13 protein-coding genes are annotated in these 19,312 nt (G+C 62.6%); 5 read left to right on the forward strand and 8 right to left on the reverse strand.

The annotated features are described in order from the left end of the window. Window positions 1-88: 88 nt before the first annotated feature. On the reverse strand, window positions 89-3,178 hold the full coding sequence (locus C0456_RS17870; protein ID WP_291055031.1) for a TonB-dependent receptor: 3,090 nt from the start codon (window positions 3,176-3,178) through the stop codon (window positions 89-91). A gap of 92 nt (window positions 3,179-3,270) precedes the next feature. Here C0456_RS17870 and C0456_RS17875 point away from each other — a divergent pair, with 92 nt between their 5' ends. Next, window positions 3,271-4,011 carry a hypothetical protein gene (locus C0456_RS17875; RefSeq protein ID WP_291055034.1) on the forward strand — a complete coding sequence of 247 codons (741 nt, stop codon included), beginning with the start codon at window positions 3,271-3,273 and terminating at the stop codon, window positions 4,009-4,011. Window positions 4,012-4,141: 130 nt separating this feature from the next. Continuing rightward, the gene (locus tag C0456_RS17880; RefSeq protein WP_291055037.1) at window positions 4,142-6,163 is read left to right on the forward strand and encodes a prolyl oligopeptidase family serine peptidase; all 2,022 of its coding nucleotides are present in this window, start codon (window positions 4,142-4,144) and stop codon (window positions 6,161-6,163) included. A gap of 112 nt (window positions 6,164-6,275) precedes the next feature. Here C0456_RS17880 and C0456_RS17885 read toward each other — a convergent pair whose 3' ends face one another. From C0456_RS17885 to C0456_RS17915, 7 genes are all read right to left on the reverse strand, one after another. Beyond that, complete coding sequence (locus C0456_RS17885; protein WP_291055040.1) at window positions 6,276-7,064, reverse strand: hypothetical protein; 789 nt, start codon at window positions 7,062-7,064, stop codon at window positions 6,276-6,278. An 85-nt stretch (window positions 7,065-7,149) separates the two neighbouring features. Further along, entirely contained in the window at window positions 7,150-10,266 is a 3,117-nt protein-coding gene (locus tag C0456_RS17890; protein ID WP_291055043.1) for a TonB-dependent receptor, read from the reverse strand. A gap of 264 nt (window positions 10,267-10,530) precedes the next feature. After that, window positions 10,531-11,928 (reverse strand): putative 2OG-Fe(II) oxygenase, encoded by a 1,398-nt coding sequence (locus tag C0456_RS17895; RefSeq protein ID WP_291055046.1) that lies wholly within the window; start codon window positions 11,926-11,928, stop codon window positions 10,531-10,533. Window positions 11,929-12,004: 76 nt separating this feature from the next. After that, complete coding sequence (locus C0456_RS17900; RefSeq protein ID WP_291055048.1) at window positions 12,005-13,624, reverse strand: peptide ABC transporter substrate-binding protein; 1,620 nt, start codon at window positions 13,622-13,624, stop codon at window positions 12,005-12,007. Between the two features lie 188 nt (window positions 13,625-13,812). Further along, complete coding sequence (locus tag C0456_RS17905) at window positions 13,813-14,709, reverse strand: MBL fold metallo-hydrolase (RefSeq protein ID WP_291055050.1); 897 nt, start codon at window positions 14,707-14,709, stop codon at window positions 13,813-13,815. Between the two features lie 32 nt (window positions 14,710-14,741). Next, window positions 14,742-15,680, reverse strand: a complete 939-nt coding sequence (locus C0456_RS17910) for a hypothetical protein (RefSeq protein ID WP_291055052.1) — start codon at window positions 15,678-15,680, stop codon at window positions 14,742-14,744. A 113-nt stretch (window positions 15,681-15,793) separates the two neighbouring features. Continuing rightward, the gene (locus C0456_RS17915) at window positions 15,794-16,204 is read right to left on the reverse strand and encodes a TIGR01244 family sulfur transferase (RefSeq protein WP_291055055.1); all 411 of its coding nucleotides are present in this window, start codon (window positions 16,202-16,204) and stop codon (window positions 15,794-15,796) included. A gap of 139 nt (window positions 16,205-16,343) precedes the next feature. Here C0456_RS17915 and C0456_RS17920 point away from each other — a divergent pair, with 139 nt between their 5' ends. Genes C0456_RS17920 through C0456_RS17930 form a run of 3 tightly spaced genes read left to right on the forward strand, consistent with a single transcriptional unit; the run spans window position 16,344 to window position 18,998 of the window. After that, entirely contained in the window at window positions 16,344-17,309 is a 966-nt protein-coding gene (locus C0456_RS17920; RefSeq protein ID WP_291055058.1) for an ABC transporter permease, read from the forward strand. Next, window positions 17,309-18,220: an ABC transporter permease gene (locus C0456_RS17925; protein WP_291055061.1), complete on the forward strand. Its 912-nt coding sequence runs from the start codon at window positions 17,309-17,311 to the stop codon at window positions 18,218-18,220. Before C0456_RS17920 ends, C0456_RS17925 begins: the two co-directional genes overlap by 1 nt. A gap of 13 nt (window positions 18,221-18,233) precedes the next feature. Next, window positions 18,234-18,998 (forward strand): alpha/beta hydrolase, encoded by a 765-nt coding sequence (locus tag C0456_RS17930; RefSeq protein WP_291055064.1) that lies wholly within the window; start codon window positions 18,234-18,236, stop codon window positions 18,996-18,998. The last annotated feature ends 314 nt before the right edge of the window (window positions 18,999-19,312 follow it).

Genomic DNA, 19,312 nt, shown 5'->3' on the forward strand with positions numbered 1-19,312 from the left:
TCCTCCCCCAAAAAGAAAACGGCGGCCCCGAAGGACCGCCGTTCCTATTGTGGAGCAAGAATGGCCGGATCGCTCCGGCCAATCCCGATTAGAAGCGCAGGTTGATACCCACGAAGGCCGCGCGGCCAACCACGTCATACTGGGACGGGTCGGTGTTGGCCTGAACGTTCGGCGAGTACAGACGCGGCTCCTGGTCGAACAGGTTGTTCACACCAGCGCGGAGCGTCACGTAATCCGTCAGGTTGTACGTGCCGTTGAGGTCGAAGTACCAGGTTTCCGGTACGTTCGTGTTCGTCAGAACGCTACCACCCGTCACGCGGTTAGCGTGCGACATGTTCTGAATGTAACGCGTTGCGAGCGTCAGACGCAGATCTTCGTAGGTGTAGGTGGAGTTCAGCGTGAACTTCCATTCCGGAATAGCCGAACCCGTCGTGGAGCCGATCGTGCCGACATACTCGTACATCGGGTCGTTCGCGGTCACGGTGGTGCCCGACTTGTAGGACTCGATCCAGGTCGCAACCAGGTTCCAGTTCAGAGCGCCAAAGGTGTCGAGATCAACACCCCAACGGCCCGTGATGTCGACACCGGAAGTTTCCAGAGCGAGATCATTGGTGTTGGTCTGGGCCAGGTTGATGACGCCGCCATTGCTCGGGTCACGCTCGAAGAGCTGACACCAGGCGTTGGTCGGATCGAAGGTCGGGTTGGCACCATCGCGGTTGAAGCAGCGCTGAACAATCGTGTTCGCTGCGAACGCACCGATCTGCTTGTCGAGTTCGATGGACCAGTAGTCGACCGTCAGGCCAAGGCTTTCCACGAAAGAGTTGCCCGTGAACGGCGAGGTGAGAACGAAACCGACGGTGTAGGAGTCAGACTCTTCCGGCGACAGGTTGATGTTACCACCGGTGAGGCCCGTTGCCTGGCCCGAGGGCTGGTTGTACGTGGCGCCGCCTGCAACGCCCGACTGGATCGCACAAAGTGCGGCCACCTGAGGACCGTTGGCACCATTACGACCATATTCCGGGTTCGTATTGGTGGCGATCGTGTTGCAGGGGTCCTGGTTGGTGAAGGTCGGGAAGTTGTTCAGCACCGGAGCGAAGAGCTCGGTGATGGACGGCGAACGGATAGCTTTCTGATAACCGCCGCGGAAGCGGAGGTAGTCGTTGACTTTCCAGTCACCATTGATCTTCCAGGAGTCCGACGTGCCCGAACGGCTGTTGTCGGTCACGCGGTAACCAGCGGTCAGCGTCACTTCTTCAGCGAAAGGCATGTCTTTCACGACCGGGATCAGAGCCTCGGTGTAGAGGTCGTACCAGTCAAGATAGCCAGAGGTCGGGAGCTGCTGGTTGAAACCGGCAACGATGCCCGGCTGCAGGCCGGAGTCAGGCTGGAAGTCATAGTCCAGCTCGCGGTACTGGATACCGAAAGCGGTCTGGATCGGACCAGCGGGGAGCTGGAACATCTCGCCCTGAATCGAGCCCTCGATGATCTTCTGTTCGATCTCGGTGAGGTTTTTCGCCGTCAGCGAGATGTAGTCGATGCACGATTGGCTGATCGGAGCGTTACCAATCAGGTTCAGGCCACCAGCGCAGAGCGAAGCGCCGCCATCAGCTGCGTTGAGCAGCGTCTGGACGCGGTCACGGCGAACGTTACCCGTTTGGATTTCGTTCAGCGTGGAGCGGCCCTGCGACATGTACACGTCATAGGTCCAGGTCTCGGTGCCCATCAGCTTGCCGTCGAAGCCAACGGTCATCTGCCACACGTCATGCGTGGTGGAGCCGACGCGACCACCCAGAGCGTTGAAACGCTTGGAGAGGTTGAACGGCACAGTCGGGCCAGTACCGGGGACAACGCCGCCCACCAGAGCACCGTTGGTGGTCGGAGTGGTCAGCGGGTCAGCAGCGATACATGCCGGGTCGGTTGCCAGACAGTAGGTCTGGACCGGACGTGTGGCCAGCATGGCAGACAAGGTTGGGTTAGCCAGGACGAAGGGGTTGGTGACAGGAACGGTGAAGCCCGTGGTGCCGCCTGCCGGGGTCGGAGCAAGCTCCTGCTCGGCATTGTAGTTCGTGAAGATGAACTGGCCGTAGGCGCGGACATAGTCGTTGATGTCATAGTCAACCGAGGAATAGATGTTCCAGCGGTTGAGCGGCAGGATCAGGTTGTTGTCCGGCTCGAAGTTGTAGGAGAAAGCGTCCGGGGCAAAGTTGGTTGCAATAGCCGATTCCGGGCCAGTGTAGCCAACAATATTGCGGTTCGGGTTACCGGCGACACCGGTACAGAACAGCGAGCCATCCGGGTTGAAGCCGAAACCAGCATCCCCACCGTTCGCGGCACAGAGACCGCCGCCGAACAGGCCGTCAACAGAGCCCGGAAGCGGTTGGTTGATACCCGTAGCCCAGGAACCATCGGGGAAGATGGAGGTGGTGCTGGAAGCCTGAGCGGAGAAGTCGCGAGCGCCTTTGCCGAGCACTTCACGGGTGAAGTAGTTCATGGAGAGAACAGCGTTACCACGGCCGTCAGCAAAGTTGCTGCCCATGGTGATGCCCGAACCCCACTCGACAGCGTCGCCGTTTTCCATCGCGGCGCGGTACTGGCCGTCGACTTCAACGCCTTCGAAGTTGTCGCGCATGATGAAGTTGGCAACACCGGCCACAGCGTCAGCGCCGTAGGTCGAAGCTGCACCACCGGTGATGATTTCAACGCGCTCGACGAGTGCTGAAGGGATCGTGTTGATGTCGACAGAGCCACCCGCGAAGGAGGGCATGCCGCGGCGGCCGTTGACGAGCACGAGGTTGCGGCCCGAACCGAGACCGCGAAGGTCGAGAACCGCGCGGCCGTTGGAGCTCGGGTTGTTCGACTGGGACGACAGGTTCGGCGTGATCTGCGGCAGCGTGTTCAGGTACTGCTCGACAGTGGTGAGACCGGAAGTGACCAGCGCGTCCTGACCAACGGTGAGGATCGGGCTTTCGGCAACTTCGTCACGGCGCACCAGGCGCGAACCGGTGACGGTGATGCGCTGCTGGCGTGCTTCGGTTTCGTCGCCCTGAGCAGCAGTGGTTTCAACAACAGGTTCATCTGCTTCTTGCGCAACAGCCACAAACGGGCTGGTGGCAGCAAACAGCGCACCGGCAAACAGCGATGTCGTGAACAGTCGCTTTTTCCAAGTAGGTTCGTTCAACTTACCCTCCAAAAATATGTTAGCGCGCACGCGCGCTATAGCGGCACTCAGTATGAGTATGAGTGTTGGGTCCGACTCCCCGGACCTTAACGGTGAGTAATGAAGTCAAGAATTTGACAGTCAACCACAGTGTCGCAAAACCTTCGACAAATTCCGCGAGTGTGACTATTTGGCTTCAGGTTTATGTGAATCTCCACCCGGAATTACGCGAAACGCGAACTCAATGGGTGCACCAGCCCCGACTAGCGGGCATGATCGTGCCAGAATTATTGGATATGGAGCGAAATATCGTGGTCCTCAAATTAGCTTTCAGCACTGCCGGATTCCTGTCCGCCACGCTCTTGTATGGCGCGGCGGCACAGACTGCCCCCTCCAATCCCATCGATCCCCTCTATGCCTGCCAGACCATTCCGGCCGATGCCGACCGGCTTGCCTGCTTCGATCAGGCGGTCGCCTCGCTGAAGGCAAGGGAGTCTGCCGGTGAAATTCAGACCGTGGATGTGGCCGCCATCGAGAGCATAGAGAAGGAAGCCTTTGGCTTTTCTCTGCCCAGCCTCCCTTCCCTTTTCCGGAGCCAGTCAGGCGATACCGCGCAGCGGGAATCGGTGTCGGAAATCACCGTCCCGGTGAAATCTGCCCGGATACAGGGGGTCACCGGCAAGGTGATCGTCGTCCTGGAAAACGGCCAGACATGGGAGCAGACCGACACGGTCAAGGTGAATGCCTTTACCATCAAGAAGGCAAAGGAAGCCCGAATCCGGAAAGCCGCGCTGGGCAGCTACATGCTGAGCCTGGACGGCGCCAGCGGCTTCCGCGCCAAACGTATATCCTGACTTGGATGATACGGGCGCCGGCATTAAGGTTTGGCAATCCATCGCCTGAGTAGATCAGGGTCAGCATGAATACTGTGCCGGGGAAGCCCCACCGGCGCGGGAAGCACAAGAATTACAGGAGTGTGATCACATGATAGGTTCCCTGCCCGTACGCGGGCTGATTCTGGCGCTTGCAGCCAGCCTGGCAACCACCACCGCCCTGGCCAAACCGATCCCAATCGAGGATCTGGCCAGGCTGCCGGCAATGTCTTCCGTATCGGTGTCTTCGGACGGAAAAACCATGGTGGCGCTGGTCGGCCCGTCTGCCGGCAATGACCAGGACCGCGCCGTTGTGGCCGCCTGGGATCTGACAGACCTCTCCAAGCCGCCGGTTACGGTTGCGCCCGATGGCCGGGAATCGGAGTTCATCAGTGTTGCGGCCCTGAAGAACGGGAAAATCCAGACGGTCGTGCGCCAGCCCTTCACCGGGCGCCTTCAGGGCTGCGCCGAAGGGTCGGCCATCGGGTCGACGCGCACATGGTCGGTAAAGGTGCTTCTCACCGATACGAGCTTCAAGACCTTCGAGGAACCTTTCATCGATCTTGGCAGCACCCGGAACATCAGCAAGTCAACGGCAGACTGCGTCCGTATCACCGCGCGGGGCAGCGTTGTTTCCGCCCTGCCGCTGGATCCGGACAATGTTCTGATCAACCGGATTTCGGGCACCTCCTTCGCACGCGAGATCGGGCTGCTGAACGTCAACACCGGCGCCTTCCGCAGCACCTATCGCGCCACGGGCGACACGGGCGCAGGCTATATCGATCCCCGCGATGGCGAAGTGATGAGCCAGACCGGCACCGACGAGAAGCGCAACACCTTCGAGCAGTATACGCAACTGAAAACCACCAAGGGCGGCGCGTTCGAGCAACATGATGCCCTGACCGTGGACGCTGTGAACCGCCAGGTTCTCTCGGTCATCCACCGCGATGAAGCGACGGGGATCTATTATATCCTGACGAACAAGTTCTCGGACAAGTCTGCCATCTACACCTATGATCCGGTTGCCCGGAAACTGAGCGACGAGCCGGTCTTCCTCGCCACGGACTTTGACGCCTCCGGCGTTGTGACGTCCACCGCGGCACATGATTTCGGCAAGATCCTCGGCTACTCCTATGCCGCTGACATTCAGCGTACAGAGTGGATTGATCCGGAGTTCGGCGGCATTGTTCTGGGTCTGGAACAGCAGCTCGGCGCAGAAAGCGTCAACATCCTCTATCGCAACGACGATTTCAGCCTGATCATCTTCAGCGCGTCGGGCTCGCAGATGCCGGAACGCTATTTCCTGCTGCGCGACCGCAGCCAGCTTGAAGCGCTGGGCGGGGAGCGTCCCTGGATCGACACGGCCGAACTCTCCAAAACCGGGCTTGTCTATTACACTGCACGTGACGGCCGCAAACTCCCTGCCCTGCTCACGCCCCGCCAGGGCTGGAAGGAAGGGGACGCGCCCGGCAAAGCCATCATCCTGCCGCATGGTGGTCCGTGGGCACGGGATTTCGGCGGCTGGGACATGTCCGGCTGGGTGCCATTCCTGACCTCACGCGGGTTCACCGTCCTGCAACCGCAATATCGCGGCAGCGTCGGCTGGGGGCTTGATCTCTGGCGCGCGGGCGATGGCGAGTTCGGCTACAAGGCGCAGGACGACAAGGATGACGGCGCCGCATGGCTCGTTTCGGAGGGGTATGCCGCGCCCGGCAAGATGGCGATGTTTGGCTATTCCTATGGCGGCTACGCTGCCATGGCCGCCGCCACACGCAAGAACAGCCCCTACCAGTGCGCAATCGCGGGCGCGGGCTATGCCGAGTCGGCCAAGATCAATGTCGGCATCGACCGGGGCCGGTTCAGCCGCCTGGCATTCGGGAAAGGCCTCTCCGGCCGGGATGTGATCAAGGATGTCGCCCAGGCGGAAATCCCCATCCTGATCTATCATGGCGACCGCGACGTGCGCGTTCCCGACACCTTCGGCAAGGCCTTCTACAACGCCATCCGCAAGCATACGAAGGCCAAGTATCTGAACGTTCCGGACATGCCGCACAGCCTGCCCTGGACGCCGGCTCAGCAACGCCTGACCTTGACGGAAATCGAGAAGTTCCTGAGCAGTGATTGCGGGCTGTAGCGCCCGTTCGCACAGGGACTAAAACACAAAAGGCGCGCTGGCAGGCGCGCCTTTTTCTTTAGTGTGCTTAGAGCCGGGGAACAGGATTGACCGCCCCCCTTCCCCAAGGCGGTCAGGCGTAGCCCAGCAATGCCCGCATGCCAGGCATGGCGACGTCCACCAGACGCTTTTGTGTGTCCGGCAACTCGTCCGGGATCGAACTGTTGTCGACGCTGAGATTCTCGCGGGCCGTGGCGCTCTGTTCCCGGTCACTGCCGACCCGGATACGCTCCCGCCAGTCGGCTGGCATGTCGATCCCGCAATCATTCAGCAGACCCCGGAAAAACACTTCCGCCTCCGGCGTATCGATCGTCTTCACGGCGCGGACGATGTCCTCATACCGGTAGAGCTTGGCACCGGTTCCCATCCAGGCCGCTGCGTTGAACTGGTATATGTCCAGCATCGGCGGAGCTTTCCCGTGAATGCCGAAGATCATCATGTTGAGCAGCGCTTCCGTCGAAACGCCCGGGCCCTTCAGATGGCTGAGATTGGCCTCGAAATTCTCCGACACGAAGAAGCGCGCCCGGGCGAGAACCCAGGTGTAGGGATCGCGCACCAGGAGAATGTGGCGGGCCGCATGGGTGGCGATGGCAGAATCGTCGGTGAAAAGAAGATGCCCCCAGCTCAGCATCGGCTTGGCCGGGTTCAGCGCCGCGCCGGCATGGCCGCGCAGATTGGGGATCTGGATGAAGGTCGCATGATACTGCTGCTCCACCGGCACGAACATGCGCATGATATTGCGGATGAGGTGGGTCCCGGATTTGGGAACGGAGTTCAGGAACACCGGATGCTTCAGCGGTTGCTGGGCAAACTCGGCATTCCGCTCGTTGAGATTGTCCGTCTTCATGGTGATGCGAGGCATGGATCAGACCTTCCGTTCACAGGGCCACATAAAAGAAAGCGGCGGGTGAGGCACCCGCCGCTTTCGGTTTTTTCAGGCGTGAAGTCTAGAACTTTTTGCTCAGGTTCACGAAGAAGCGCCGGCCCATCCAGTCATACTGAGAATAGAACGCCGAGGTGCCCACGGTGTTGTATTCGCCCAGACCCAGCGTGGTGACCGCCGGCGGATGCTCGTCGAAGATGTTGGCAACACCCACCCGCACGTTGATGTCGTAGGGCAGTTCCCGGCCGACAGATGCGTTGTGGTAGGTCGTCTGCTCGGTTTCCAGCTTGAAGACAACCGGCACACCGAAATAGGTGCCCGTATTGCCACCATAGCTGGCAACGTTGGACGTCTTGCCGATGAAGTCCATGCCATAGAAGGCCGACCACGGGCCGCGCTCAAAGGCGAAGGAGATTTCGCCCACCCACTCCGGACGGCCGGCTTCGCCGGTGTAGTCCTGCGGAGTGCTGGTCGGGAGCAGCTGGAACTCGCTCTCGAGCGTGAAGGTGTGCGAGGTGTCGATCGTCAGCGTACCGAAGCTGAAGTCACGGCTGTAGGTTGCGGCGACATCGATACCGTTGACCGACTGTTTGGCAATGTTGATGAAGTTGTTGGTAACCGTTTCGATCAGATCGTTCTGAGTATTCCGGGTGAACAGATCGCAGAGCGGGTCCGTTCCGAAATTGTCGGAATTGTAGCACCCAGCGACGATCGTGCCCGCGCCGAGCTGGTCGATCTGACCATCAACCTTGATCTCGTAATAGTCGATCGACATCCGCAGGTCTGCGAAGTTCGGTGCCCAGACGAGACCGAGGTTGAAGGCGTCCGATGTCTCAGCCTGCAGGCCGCCCGTGGAGTTACCCGACGAGATGATGGTGGCCGAAGAGCCTGCACCCGAATGCGTCGGGCTGATGCCATCTGCGGCGCAGTTGTCTGCCAGACGCTGTGAGATGGTCCCGTTGGCCAGAGCCGAACCCCAGCTGATGCAGGGGTCGATGCTGCGCTGACCAAGGAAGCTCGTCTGACCAGCCAGGTACAGCTCGAACAGGGCCGGTGCGCGGAACGACGTGCCGTAGCTCGTGCGTGCCCGGACGGTCGGCGTGATCTGCCAGCCGAGGCCGGCCTTGTAGGTCGTGTCCGAACCATACACGTCCACATCCGTCAGGCGTGCCGAGAGCGACAGGTCGACCGCTTCAGCCAGCGGAAGATCTTTCACCACCGGGATCGAGACCTCACCGAAGACCGCGCGGGTCATCTTGCGGCCACGGGTGATGCCGGCGCTCGACGTGCCCCAGGCGTTGCCAATCCGGGTGTTTTCGCCCGGAATGTCGTTGATACGCTCATGGATACGGCTGAAGCCGATACCCCCGCGCACTTCGCCAGCCGGCAGCGTGAACAGCGGGCCGTCGAGGAAGAGCTCGAGCTGCGACTGCTCATAAATCGTCGTGCCAGTGTCGACCCCGAAGAGGAAGTCCCGGTCGGCCTGCGAGATGTTGCCCGCCAGGAACTGAGGGCTGTACCAATCCGGCGTGCGGCAGGCAACGCCGCGCACGGGGGTCACATCGCCCGGTCCGCAAGGCGTACCGATCCAGTAGCGATACGGCGCAATGGCATCATTGAAGATGATGTCATTCTGATATTCGCCATCCGAACGCGAGAACTGGAAGAAGGCATCCCAGTTCCAACCCGGAACTGCGAAGTCACCTTTGGCACCGACAACGGCGTTGATGTAGTCGACAGTGATCTTGTCCTTGTTGTGGTCGGTGATCGCCGTGGGGCTCATCCCGATCACATACACGTCGTCCGTCGCATACTGGAAGCCGTGGGCTTCGCCGGGCGCCGCACCCGGAGCATACTGCTCGTAGTAGTAGTTGTAGAGGTCGCCGAAGAGGTTCAGCACATAGTCATACTGCCAGAACTGGCGGTAGCCATTCACTTTCGTTTCGCGGCGGTTGACCAGCACTTCGCCATACAGCGTCATCGAGTCGGTCAGTTCATAGTCGCCATTGGCGTAGAAAGTCATCCGCTCGACTTCCGGAACCATCGTCTGGCGATCCTGGAACGGATGGTCGTAGTTCAGCAGTGCTTCGGAAAGCAGCGCCGTCGGGCCATAGAACGGGTCCGGGGTCGCGCCCGGCAGCGTCAGCTCGCCAAGACCCATCGGGTACCAGGGCGCATTCATGCCGAGACCGAAGGAGTTCGGGCCCCAGGGAGCAAGTCCGTTGGCAGCCAGCACACCATCATAGTCATACTGCAGAAGCTGCGGACGGCCCTGCCAAGGACGGCCGATGGCGCCGGGGCTGAGATAGTCGTACATCCAGATGTGGCCCCAGAGGAGGTCCTGGCACTTGTAGGTGCCGGTGGTGGGGTCAATGATGTCGGCGCGCGAGCCGTCCTGATTGTAGATATAGGGCTGGCCACAGCTGAAATAGCTGCGGTCGCCCTGCGTGAGTTCCTCGCGCTTGAAGTAGTCGAGCGAGACCAGCAGGTTGCCGCGGTCGGTGACCTTGCCGCTCCAGGTGCCGCTGGCACGCAGTTCTTCACCGCCGCCCTCTTCCGGGCCGCTGTAGAAGAAGTTCACTTCAGAGCCAGCCTCTTTCTTCGTGATGATGTTCACCACACCGGCCACGGCGTCAGAACCATAAATCGACGAAGCGCCGTCTTTCAGGATCTCGACGCTTTGAACGGCCGAGAGCGGAATGGCGTTGAGGTCGAATGCCGAAACACCGCCGCGCGTACCGGCCGGGCCTGCCCGGCGGCCGTTGATCAGCGTCAGCGTGCGGTTGGCACCCAGGCCGCGCAGCGAGACGGTTTCAGTCCCGATACCGCCGTTCTGAACAAAGGCAGCGGAGGTTGCTGCGGTGACCTGCGGCGCGCCGGCAGCCACGGTTGCGGTCTGCAGCAGCTTACCAACGTCTGCGATACCTTTCAGGCTCGCGCTATCCGCCGTGATGATGTCGAGCGGGGCAATACTCGTATAGGGGTTGTTGAGGCGCGAACCGGTGACCCGGACAACGTCCTGACGCGCTTCTGCTTCGGCAGCCGGCGCCTGGGTGGTCGTCACCGGCGCGTCTTCAGCCTCTTCGGCCGTTTGTGCCGCCGCCGTGAAGACGAGGCTCGAGCACAGCGCGGTGATGGCAGCCGTGCGATAGAGGAAACTATTGTAATTGGTTCTGGCCATGTCCGCCATAACTCCCCGTTAAAACCAAAAATAATCCGCCGGCACATAGTCAATGCGCCGAACGGTCGAACGCCCTAGGGGGGAACATTGCAGTTCTGTTACAAAACAATCAATCCGGAAATTTATGCTGTGTGGGCATCATCTGCCCCCTGTGTGGTTTTTGAGCACCACCGTTTGACGCAAAAATTACAGCGTTTTGGCCATTTCAGCGCAATAATTCGCAAAAGTTGCGGGGACGGCGCCAAATTCCTGTTCAGGTAGCGTTCAGATTGGCACAAGGTCGAAAGCGATCGTCAGGCGCGGCTCCGCGCCCGCAAAAACCTCGGTTCCGTGCCACATATAGGACGGGAAAAGCGCCACCAGGCCGGGCTCCGGGCGCACCCAATGTTCCGCTTCCTGCCCGCCCGCCACGGGAATCCCAGGCCTGCCGAATCGCAACCAGCCTTCCCGGCCCCCCGCAGTCACCGCCGGCGGCAATTCGATATAGCAGGCCGAGGACAGCCAGCCTTCCTGATGCACATGGTCGACATGATACCCGCCCGGCCGCAGCCAGACCGACCAGTTCCCGATCATCCCCACGCGGCCGGTATTCCGGCGGGTCAGAACATCGCTCCCCTGCCCTATCTGCTGCAGATGACGGCTCAGCGGCCCCTGCAGTGCCTCGAGGAAAGCGGCGATCGCGGGCGTGCGCAGCATCAACACATGCGGGCGCTGGCTGCCATATCGGACAGAGTGCCCGAACGGATGAGCCTGGAAGGGGTGGGCCTGTTTCAGCTCCGCTGCCAGATCCTGCACATAGGCGTCCAGGCTTGCCCAACCTTTGGGCACATCAAGGCGGCCGACAGATATGAATCGTCCATAATCGTAGAGGTCGCGGTAGCGGCTGTCGCCCAGCATCCGCCAGGCTGTCGCCTGCAGGCCAAGGGCGTGCTGATTCTCCGGCTGCCGGCTGATCAGCTGCGCCGCCGCCGCTGAGGCGCCCTTTCCATCTCCCGCCGCAAGCCGCGCCCGGATGAGGGCCTCCAGGGCGCCGGGATGGCCCGCCGCCTTGGCGAAGGCGCGCTCCGCCAATTCCACCGCCCTCTGCGGGCGGCCGAGGCGCGCCTCGATATCGGCGGCAAGCGCCAGTATCTCCGAAGGGCAGTCGGCCTGCCCCAGCGCCGGCTCGAGCGCTGCGCGGGCAGCGGCGGGGTCTTCCATGAACTCCAGGGCCTGCGCCTCGAGAAAGCGCAGCATCACCGGCGCGCCGGGCCGGGCCGCCGCCGCCCGGATGTCCGCCAGGGCCGCCTCGCGGTCCCCCGTCGACATCCACACCAGCTGCGCCGACTCGAACTGTGCCGGCAGCATGTCCGGCCGCCGCCGGATCACTTCGGCATAGCTCTTGCGGGCAGGGTCCAGCTTTCCCAGCCCCAGCTGCGCCCGCGCCAGCACCAGCCAGGTTTCCGGCGCGCCCAGCCCCGTCTTCAGCGCGGCGGCGGCCATTGTCTCCGCCTCGTCATGCGCGGCAACATCACCCAGCGCGCCCGCCAGGTTGTGGAGCGCAATCCCGTTGCCGGGATAAAGCGAAACGGCCCGGCGATAGGCGGTGATCGCCTCGTCGATCCGCCCTGCTGCTTTCAGGCGCTGGGCTTCCTGGGTCAGGCTCGAAAGGGTTGGCTGCATGTCGGTCAGATCACTTGCCGGTAAAGCGCGGCTTGAAGCGGACGAGCGAGGGGGCCGTAAAGCCCCCTCCCCGGTATCAGTCGGCTTTCAGGCCGTCGCGGCAGAGGAAGCGCGAGCGGTGGATGTCCTTGGCATTGTCTTCCCAGCCGGTCAGGGTGGGGTCGACGAGGTTTTGCGTCACCTGCACCCACATCGGCGTGATCGGATACTCCTCCAGCATCAGCGATTCGGCCCTGGCGAAGAGTTCGGCGCGCTTCTGCAGGTCCAGTTCCAGGTTCGACTGGGCCAGCAGCGCGTCATATTCGGCATTGGCGTAGCGGCCATAATTCTGCTGGCCGGTGGTTGATTGCAGCAGGTAGAGGAAATTGATCGGATCGTCGAAATCAGCGAGCCAGGCGGCGTCCGACACCTGGAAGTCGTTCTGGCGCAGGCGGGCATAGAGCACCTTGGTATCCTGGCGCACGATCGTGGGCTGCACCCAGTTGCCGATCTCCGCCCAGTTCTGCTGGGCCACAGGGGCAACCTTCGGATTGTCCCCGGTCGAGCGATGGGTGAATTCAAAGCGCAGCGGATTGGACGGGCCAAAGCCGGCTTCCTGCAGCAGGCTGCGCGCCTGGGCGAGGCGTTCCTCGCGCGGCAGATCCTTCCAGTAGACTGCCGGGCGGTCGACTTCGTAATTGCTCATTTCCGGCGGCACGAAGGAATAGGCTGCCTGGAAGCCCGGCGTCATCACATTGCGCACCATGAATTCCCGGTCGAGCGCCATGGAGAGCGCCTTGCGCACGCGCACATCATTGAAGGGCGCGCGCTGCTGGTTGAAGGTCCAGTAGGTGGTCAACAGACCCGGCCCGGTGCGCACCCAGCCGGGGAACTTCGCCTCGATTTCGCTCTGGCGCGGACCGGAGAAGGCGTTGTTGATGTCGAGTTCGCCGGCCGAGATCTTGTTCTCATAGGCCGCTTCATTCTCGATCTCGAAATACACGACCCGGTCAAAGCAGGCCTCTGCGGCGCCAAAACCGGTCGGGTTCTTTTCCGCCACCAGCTGGTCGCCGGTACGCCAGTAGACGAGCTTGTAGGGGCCGTTGACGACGATGTTCTGCGGCTGGATCCAGGCATCGCCATAGGCCTCCACCGCCTGACGCGGCACCGGGAAGGTCGTATAGTGGGACAAGAGGCCCGGCAGGTAAGGCGCGGGATATTCCAGGGTGATCTCGAAGGTCTTCTCGTCAATCGCCCGCACGCCCATTTCCTCGGGCGGCAGCTCGCCATTGTTCACCTTCTCGGCGTTCTTCACCAGCCACAGCATCGAGGCATACTGGGAAGCCACCGTCGGGTCCTGGATGCGGCGGAAGGCAAACACGAAGTCCTCTGCCGTCACCGGCGTGCCGTCTGACCAGGTGTAATCGCCGAGCTTGAAGGTCCAGACGGTGCCGGTTGCGTCGACGTCCCAGCTCTCCGCCATGCCGGGGACGGGCTTTCCGTCCGCATTATCGGTGGTCAGGCCGATCATCATGTCGCCGATGATGATGTTCTCCCAGGCGGCGGAGGATTTGTGCGGGTCCAGCGTGTCCACCTTGGCCGAGATGCCCCGGCGCAGCGTCGGGACATCTTCGCCCGAACGGCCACCGCCACAGGCGGCCAGCGCCACCACCATGATCGCACTGGCCGCGCCAGCCAGCAGGGATTTCATTTTCATCGGTTCATGCCTCCTCAAACACCACACCATCGACAATCTGTCGAACTTGTCAGGTTTGGTGCCAGACCCCGGCGGAAATGCAAAGTCCTACCGGCAGAGAACACGCGGCCTTGAATTTGCTGCACGGCTTTCCCGCAACGCCGCCATTCATGCCCCGCAAGCGGGGTTGGCGCGCAAATTACTGCTTTTCAGACCAGTTCGAAGCGCGAGCGTGTGGTCGGCGCGCTGTCGGGCGTTCTGACCACGCCGCGGCGCACCAGGTCGATCATGTGGCCGAGCACACTCATCGCCGCAGCCGGGTGCAGGCGCTTGTCGACATCGGCATAGAGCACCGAGACAATGTCCGGAATGCTGCCCTGGCCGGCCTTCATCTGGCCGAGGATTGCCGCTTCCCGCGCCCGGCGGTGGGCGGCATATTCACCGATGAAGGTGTCCACGAAATCCTTGCCGCGAACGCCGTCGCCATGCGTCGGCCACAGCGTTTCAAAACCCCGTGAACGGATCTTTTCCAGGCTCTCCATATAGGCGCCCATATCGCCGTCCGGCGGGGAGACCACCGTGGTGGACCAGCCCATGATATGGTCGCCGGTGAAGCAGGCATTCTCCTCGCGCAGGGCAAAGCAGATATGGTTGGCGGTGTGGCCGGGGGTCTCGATCGTCTCCAGCGTCCAGCCGGGACCGGAGACGACATCGCCGTCTGCCAGCTCCACATCCGGCACGAACACGGCCCCGCCCTCCCCGCCTTCATCGGCGGCGGTCTCGATCCCGCGATGCTTCGCATAGGTCTTGCAGCCGGCCCATTCCGCCAGCGGCCGCGCCAGCGGCGCATGATCTGAATGGCCATGCGTGACGAGAACATGCGTCACCGTTTCGCCGTCAAGGGCAGCCTTGAGCGCTTCAAAATGCTCGGCAAGGTCCGGGCCCGGATCAATCACCGCCACGTCGCCGCGGCCAATGATGAATACGCCGGTCCCGGTATAGGTGAAGGGCCCGGGATTGTTGGCGATCACGCGGCGCACCAGCGGCGAGACCTGATCCACACGTCCGTATTCGAACTTGATTTCGCGGACGAATGGAATGGGCATGTCGGCCTCCGGCAGAAAGGTCTGGGGTCGGATCAGCGCTTCTTGGAGGCAAACTTCTCGGCGAAGGCGCGGGCCATGCGGCGGGTGGCGCGCAGCTTGGCGCCCAGCTTCAGGGCCACCGGCGGGCCCATATCGGTCTTGTTGGCGTCGACGATGAAGATCTTGCCGCTCGCCCGGTCGCGCAGCACATCCACCCCGCCCCAGTCCAGGCCGATCTCGGCGGCGAAGCGTTCGATGATCTTGATCTCTTCCTGCGAATAGCAGTTGCGCGGCTCATCCAGCAGCACCTGCACATTCTCATTGAGGAAGCGGCGGTCCAGCGGGCGGCGCTTGCGGAACACAATCACCGGGCTGCCGCCCACCAGGCAGCAGCGCAGGTCTTCCACCAGCCCGCCGGGGATCTCGTTGTCGATCAGGCGCTGATAGGTCTTGCCTTCCACCGGCGCGTCCAGCGGCCCCTCCAGGATGCGGCCGTCATGGGCGGCATTCATCTCGGACTTCTCGACCATGCGGCCAGCAAATGTCGTCGGGTCCACCGCCAGCGACTCGCCGCTGGCTTTCTCGAAGGCGGCCGATACGCGCGACTTGGAAATGTCGGTACAGCCGAAATTCAGCACATGCGCGCCCGGCTTCACCGCCGGCACCTCATTGGCCGTCTCGGTGGAATCGTCAAACTGCATCACGATGTCGGCGGTAGAGATGTCATCCACCAGCCTGGCGCCCGACACATGCATCACCGACCAGATGAAATACCAGGGCCGCGGCTTGTCGGGATAGAACGCCATGGTCGGGCGTTTATGGCCGGTCAGAAGGCGCGAGGTGCGCCAGGTCTGAACAAAGAAATAGAAGCAGAACCAGGTGAAGATGCTGTGTGCCAGGGCCAGGTCTGGAACAATCCGGTGCCCCGTCTTCTTGACGAGGATGGCTCCCGCTTCGAGCTTGAAATCATCGGTCCAAAGGCGACCAGACATACGCTCTACTCCTGACACGCCCTGAGGGCGGATTCTTACCGGCAAGAGCCCTTGCACGGCTCACGCCCGGCATCAACACCCGGTTTGCGGCACAAGTGTGATCCAGCCTGCGCTTACAGCAGTTCCCGCAGGCTGGAGAGATCATACCCCGCCCCGGCCGCCGCCTCAATGATATCCTCACCCGCGCCCTGTCCGGAATGGACCAGCGCCCAGGCCGTCACGCTGCGCGTGCCCGTCCGGCAATAGGCCAGCACCGGCTGGGGCGCCTCATTAAGGATCTGCGCCATCCGCTCGACAATCTCAGGCGTCGGCGCCCCGGAAAACGGCAATGCGGCGAATGTCAGCCCCAGGGATTCGGCTTTGACGCGAATTGGGCCCATGCGCGGCTGATCCACCCCGCCTTCCCCATCCGGGCGATTGGCGACGATCGTCTTGAAACCGGCAGCGGCAATTTCTTCCACGTCCGCTTCGGAAATCTGCGGCGCCACGGCAAAATCGGGAGTGACCCGGCGGATGTCAGCCATACTCTAAATTCTCCTGCTCCTGCAGCCATCGCTTGATCGGTCTGCCCGACAAGCTAAGGAGTGTTGGGGGGCCTGCCAAGCTGGCTGATGGCCTGAGCCTTACAACCCACTGTGACAAGAGGCTTTTTTACTTGTGACGATGCTTCAGCGCGCTTTTGGACGTATCCCGTGGGGCTATACGCTCCGGCGCCTGCTGATCGCAATCCCCACGATGCTTGCGATCATCACGGTAGCTTTTCTCATGATGCGGGCCGCGCCGGGCGGGCCTTTCGATGGGGAGCGCAAGCTGCCCCCCGCCACCGAAGCCGCCATCGCCGCAAAATTCGGCCTCGATAAGCCGCTTCACGAGCAATATTTCAGCTATGTGGGCGGCGTCCTCCAGGGGGATTTCGGCCCCTCCTACAAGACCCTCGGCAAGAGCGTGAACGACCTCATCTCCGATGGCCTGCCCATCTCGATGACCATCGGCGCCCTCACCATGGTCTTCGCCCTCATCGTCGGCACCACGCTCGGCATCTTCGCCGGCCTCCGGCAGAACACGGCGGCCGATTACGGCGTCATGGGCTTTGCCATGTTCGGCATCTCCGTGCCCACCTTCGTCACCGGCCCGATCCTCATCCTGCTGCTCTCCCTCGGCGCGGGCCTCTTTGCCGTCGGCGGCCTCGGCGCCTACCCCAATATCGGCATGAGCTGGCATAACATGACCCTGCCGGTGCTGACCCTCGCTTTGCCCCAGATCGCCATCATCTCGCGCCTGATGCGCGCCTCGATGATCGAGACGATGCGCGCCAACCATATCCGCACCGCCCGCGCCAAGGGCCTGGCCGAGCGCGACGTGATCGTCCGCCACGCCCTGCCGTCTGCCCTCCTGCCGCTCGTCTCCTATGCCGGCCCGGCCATGGCCGGCGTGATGACAGGCTCGGTGGTGATCGAGAAGATCTTCAGCCTGCCCGGCCTCGGCAGCTATTTCGTCGATGGCGCCCTCAACCGGGACTACACGCTCGTGATGGGCGCGATCATCGTCTATGCCGGCCTGATCATCGTGCTCAACCTCGTCGCAGACATCCTCTACGCGATGCTCGATCCGAAAGTGAAATACGACTGATGGCCCATATCGACCCCATCCTCGACCCGACCGGCCGTGTCGAAGCGGTCCGCACCGCCATCACCGGCGGCCGCTCCCTCTGGGATGACGCCCGCGCCCGCCTCCTGCGCAACCGCGCCGCCGTCGTCTCGATGTGGATCATCGGCTTCCTCGTCCTCGTCGCCATCTTCGGCCCGATGGTCTGGGTGCATGATTACCGCACGATCTCCGACCTGCGCACGATCAACCCGACTTTCGAGAACTGGCACATCTTCGGCACAGACCTTCAGGGCCGCGATCTCTTCGCCCGCACGATGATCGGCCTGCGCATCTCGCTGCTGGTCGGCGTTGTCGCCACCGCCGTCTCCCTCGTCATCGGCGTCACCTGGGGCGCCACCGCCGGCTATCTTGGCGGCCGCATCGACAACTTCATGATGCGCTTCGTCGATGTCCTTTATGCCCTGCCCTTCATCTTCTTCGTCATCCTCCTGCTCACTGTGTTCGAGCGCAACATCGTGCTGATCTTTGCCGCCATCGGCGCCATCGAATGGCTGACGATGAGCCGCATCGTCCGGGGGCAGACGCTCGCCATCAAGGGCAAGGAGTTCATCGAGGCCGCGCGCGCCGCCGGCGTCTCCCGGCGCGGCATCATCTTCCGCCACATCCTGCCCAACGTCATCGGCCCGGTCGCCGTCTACGTCACCCTCACCATCCCGGTCGTGATCCTCGCAGAGAGCTTCCTATCCTTCCTCGGCCTCGGCGTGAACGAGCCGCTGACCTCGCTGGGCGTGCTGATCTCCGATGGCGCGAAGATGATGGAAGACAAGCCCTGGATGCTGCTCATCCCGGCCGGTGTCATGTCGGTCGCGCTCCTCTGCCTGAATTTCATCGGCGACGGCCTGCGCGACGCGCTCGACCCGAAAGAACGCTGAGGCGCGCGGGGCCATGTCCGGACCGGCTGCGCAAACCTTCACGTCCTTTGACGGCACGCAGATCAGCTACCAGACCCTCGGCGAAGGCCCGCCCGTTCTGATGCTGCATGGCTTCAGCGGCAATGCAGAGATCAACTGGTTCGGTCCCGGCATCGCGCAGAAGATCGCCGCCGCCGGCTACACCGTTATCGCGCCAGACCTGCGCGGCCATGGCGCCTCGCCGGTCGCAGACCCCGCCGCCCCCTGGCCCCGCGACGCCATCGCCCGCGACCAGATCGCCCTGAGGAAACATCTCGGGCAAAAGCCCTATGGCATCATTGGCTACTCGATGGGCGCGCTCAGCGCCCTGCGCTATCATCTCCTCTCCCGCGACGGCGAACGCCTCCTCCTCGGCGGCATCGGGGACGCAGCGGCCGATGAAACCAACACAGACCGCAACACCGCCTTCCGCGCCGCCCTGGACGCCGCCATCACCGGCGAGGACACCCCCGCCGCCAAGGCCATGCGGGCCCGCGCCAAAGCCACCGGCGGCACCCTCGAAGGCTTCCGCGCCGCCCTCGCCGCCCGCCTCTATACCGGCCGCGACCTGCTCGAAACCTTCACCCTCCCCACCCTCGTCCTCACCGGCAAGGACGACCTCGACAATGGCTCCGGCCCGAAGCTCGCCGAAATCATTCCTGGTGCGGAGTATGTCGAACTCAATGGCAACCACCTCACCGCCGTCGGCGACCCCGCCTTCCCGGAAGCGATCATCGCTTTCCTGAACGCGGGCCGCTGAGTCCCAGACACTTCCCCCCTCTCCCGCTTGCGGGAGAGGGGCCGGGGGTGAGGGCCTGCAACAGTGAGGATAAGCTGAGCCCTATCCAACACGCACCACCCCGTCATCCCGGAAATCGCGTAGCGATTGTCCGGGACCTCACCACCCCCCGTGTCATCCCGGCCAAGGCCGCGCAGCGGCCGCAGAGCCGGGACCTTCTCTCCGCTCTTGTTCCACCTCTAGAAGGTCCCGGATCACCGCTGCGCGGTGTCCGGGATGACACGGAAAATGAAAACTTATCCGCCCGGGTCCCCCACCCGCGCAAACTCTCAGGC

It is taken from the genome of Hyphomonas sp., assembly GCF_013823385.1.
In the GTDB taxonomy this organism is placed as follows: domain Bacteria; phylum Pseudomonadota; class Alphaproteobacteria; order Caulobacterales; family Hyphomonadaceae; genus Hyphomonas.

Coding starts and splice junctions, on each gene's coding strand:
- C0456_RS17880 (WP_291055037.1), top strand. CDS start 4,142: ATGATAGGTTCCCTGCCCGTACGCGGGCTGATTCTGGCGCTTGCAGCC.
- C0456_RS17885 (WP_291055040.1), bottom strand. CDS start 7,064: ATGCCTCGCATCACCATGAAGACGGACAATCTCAACGAGCGGAATGCC.
- C0456_RS17890 (WP_291055043.1), bottom strand. CDS start 10,266: ATGGCCAGAACCAATTACAATAGTTTCCTCTATCGCACGGCTGCCATC.
- C0456_RS17895 (WP_291055046.1), bottom strand. CDS start 11,928: ATGCAGCCAACCCTTTCGAGCCTGACCCAGGAAGCCCAGCGCCTGAAA.
- C0456_RS17900 (WP_291055048.1), bottom strand. CDS start 13,624: ATGAAAATGAAATCCCTGCTGGCTGGCGCGGCCAGTGCGATCATGGTG.
- C0456_RS17905 (WP_291055050.1), bottom strand. CDS start 14,709: ATGCCCATTCCATTCGTCCGCGAAATCAAGTTCGAATACGGACGTGTG.
- C0456_RS17910 (WP_291055052.1), bottom strand. CDS start 15,680: ATGTCTGGTCGCCTTTGGACCGATGATTTCAAGCTCGAAGCGGGAGCC.
- C0456_RS17915 (WP_291055055.1), bottom strand. CDS start 16,204: ATGGCTGACATCCGCCGGGTCACTCCCGATTTTGCCGTGGCGCCGCAG.
- C0456_RS17920 (WP_291055058.1), top strand. CDS start 16,344: ATGCTTCAGCGCGCTTTTGGACGTATCCCGTGGGGCTATACGCTCCGG.
- C0456_RS17925 (WP_291055061.1), top strand. CDS start 17,309: ATGGCCCATATCGACCCCATCCTCGACCCGACCGGCCGTGTCGAAGCG.
- C0456_RS17930 (WP_291055064.1), top strand. CDS start 18,234: ATGTCCGGACCGGCTGCGCAAACCTTCACGTCCTTTGACGGCACGCAG.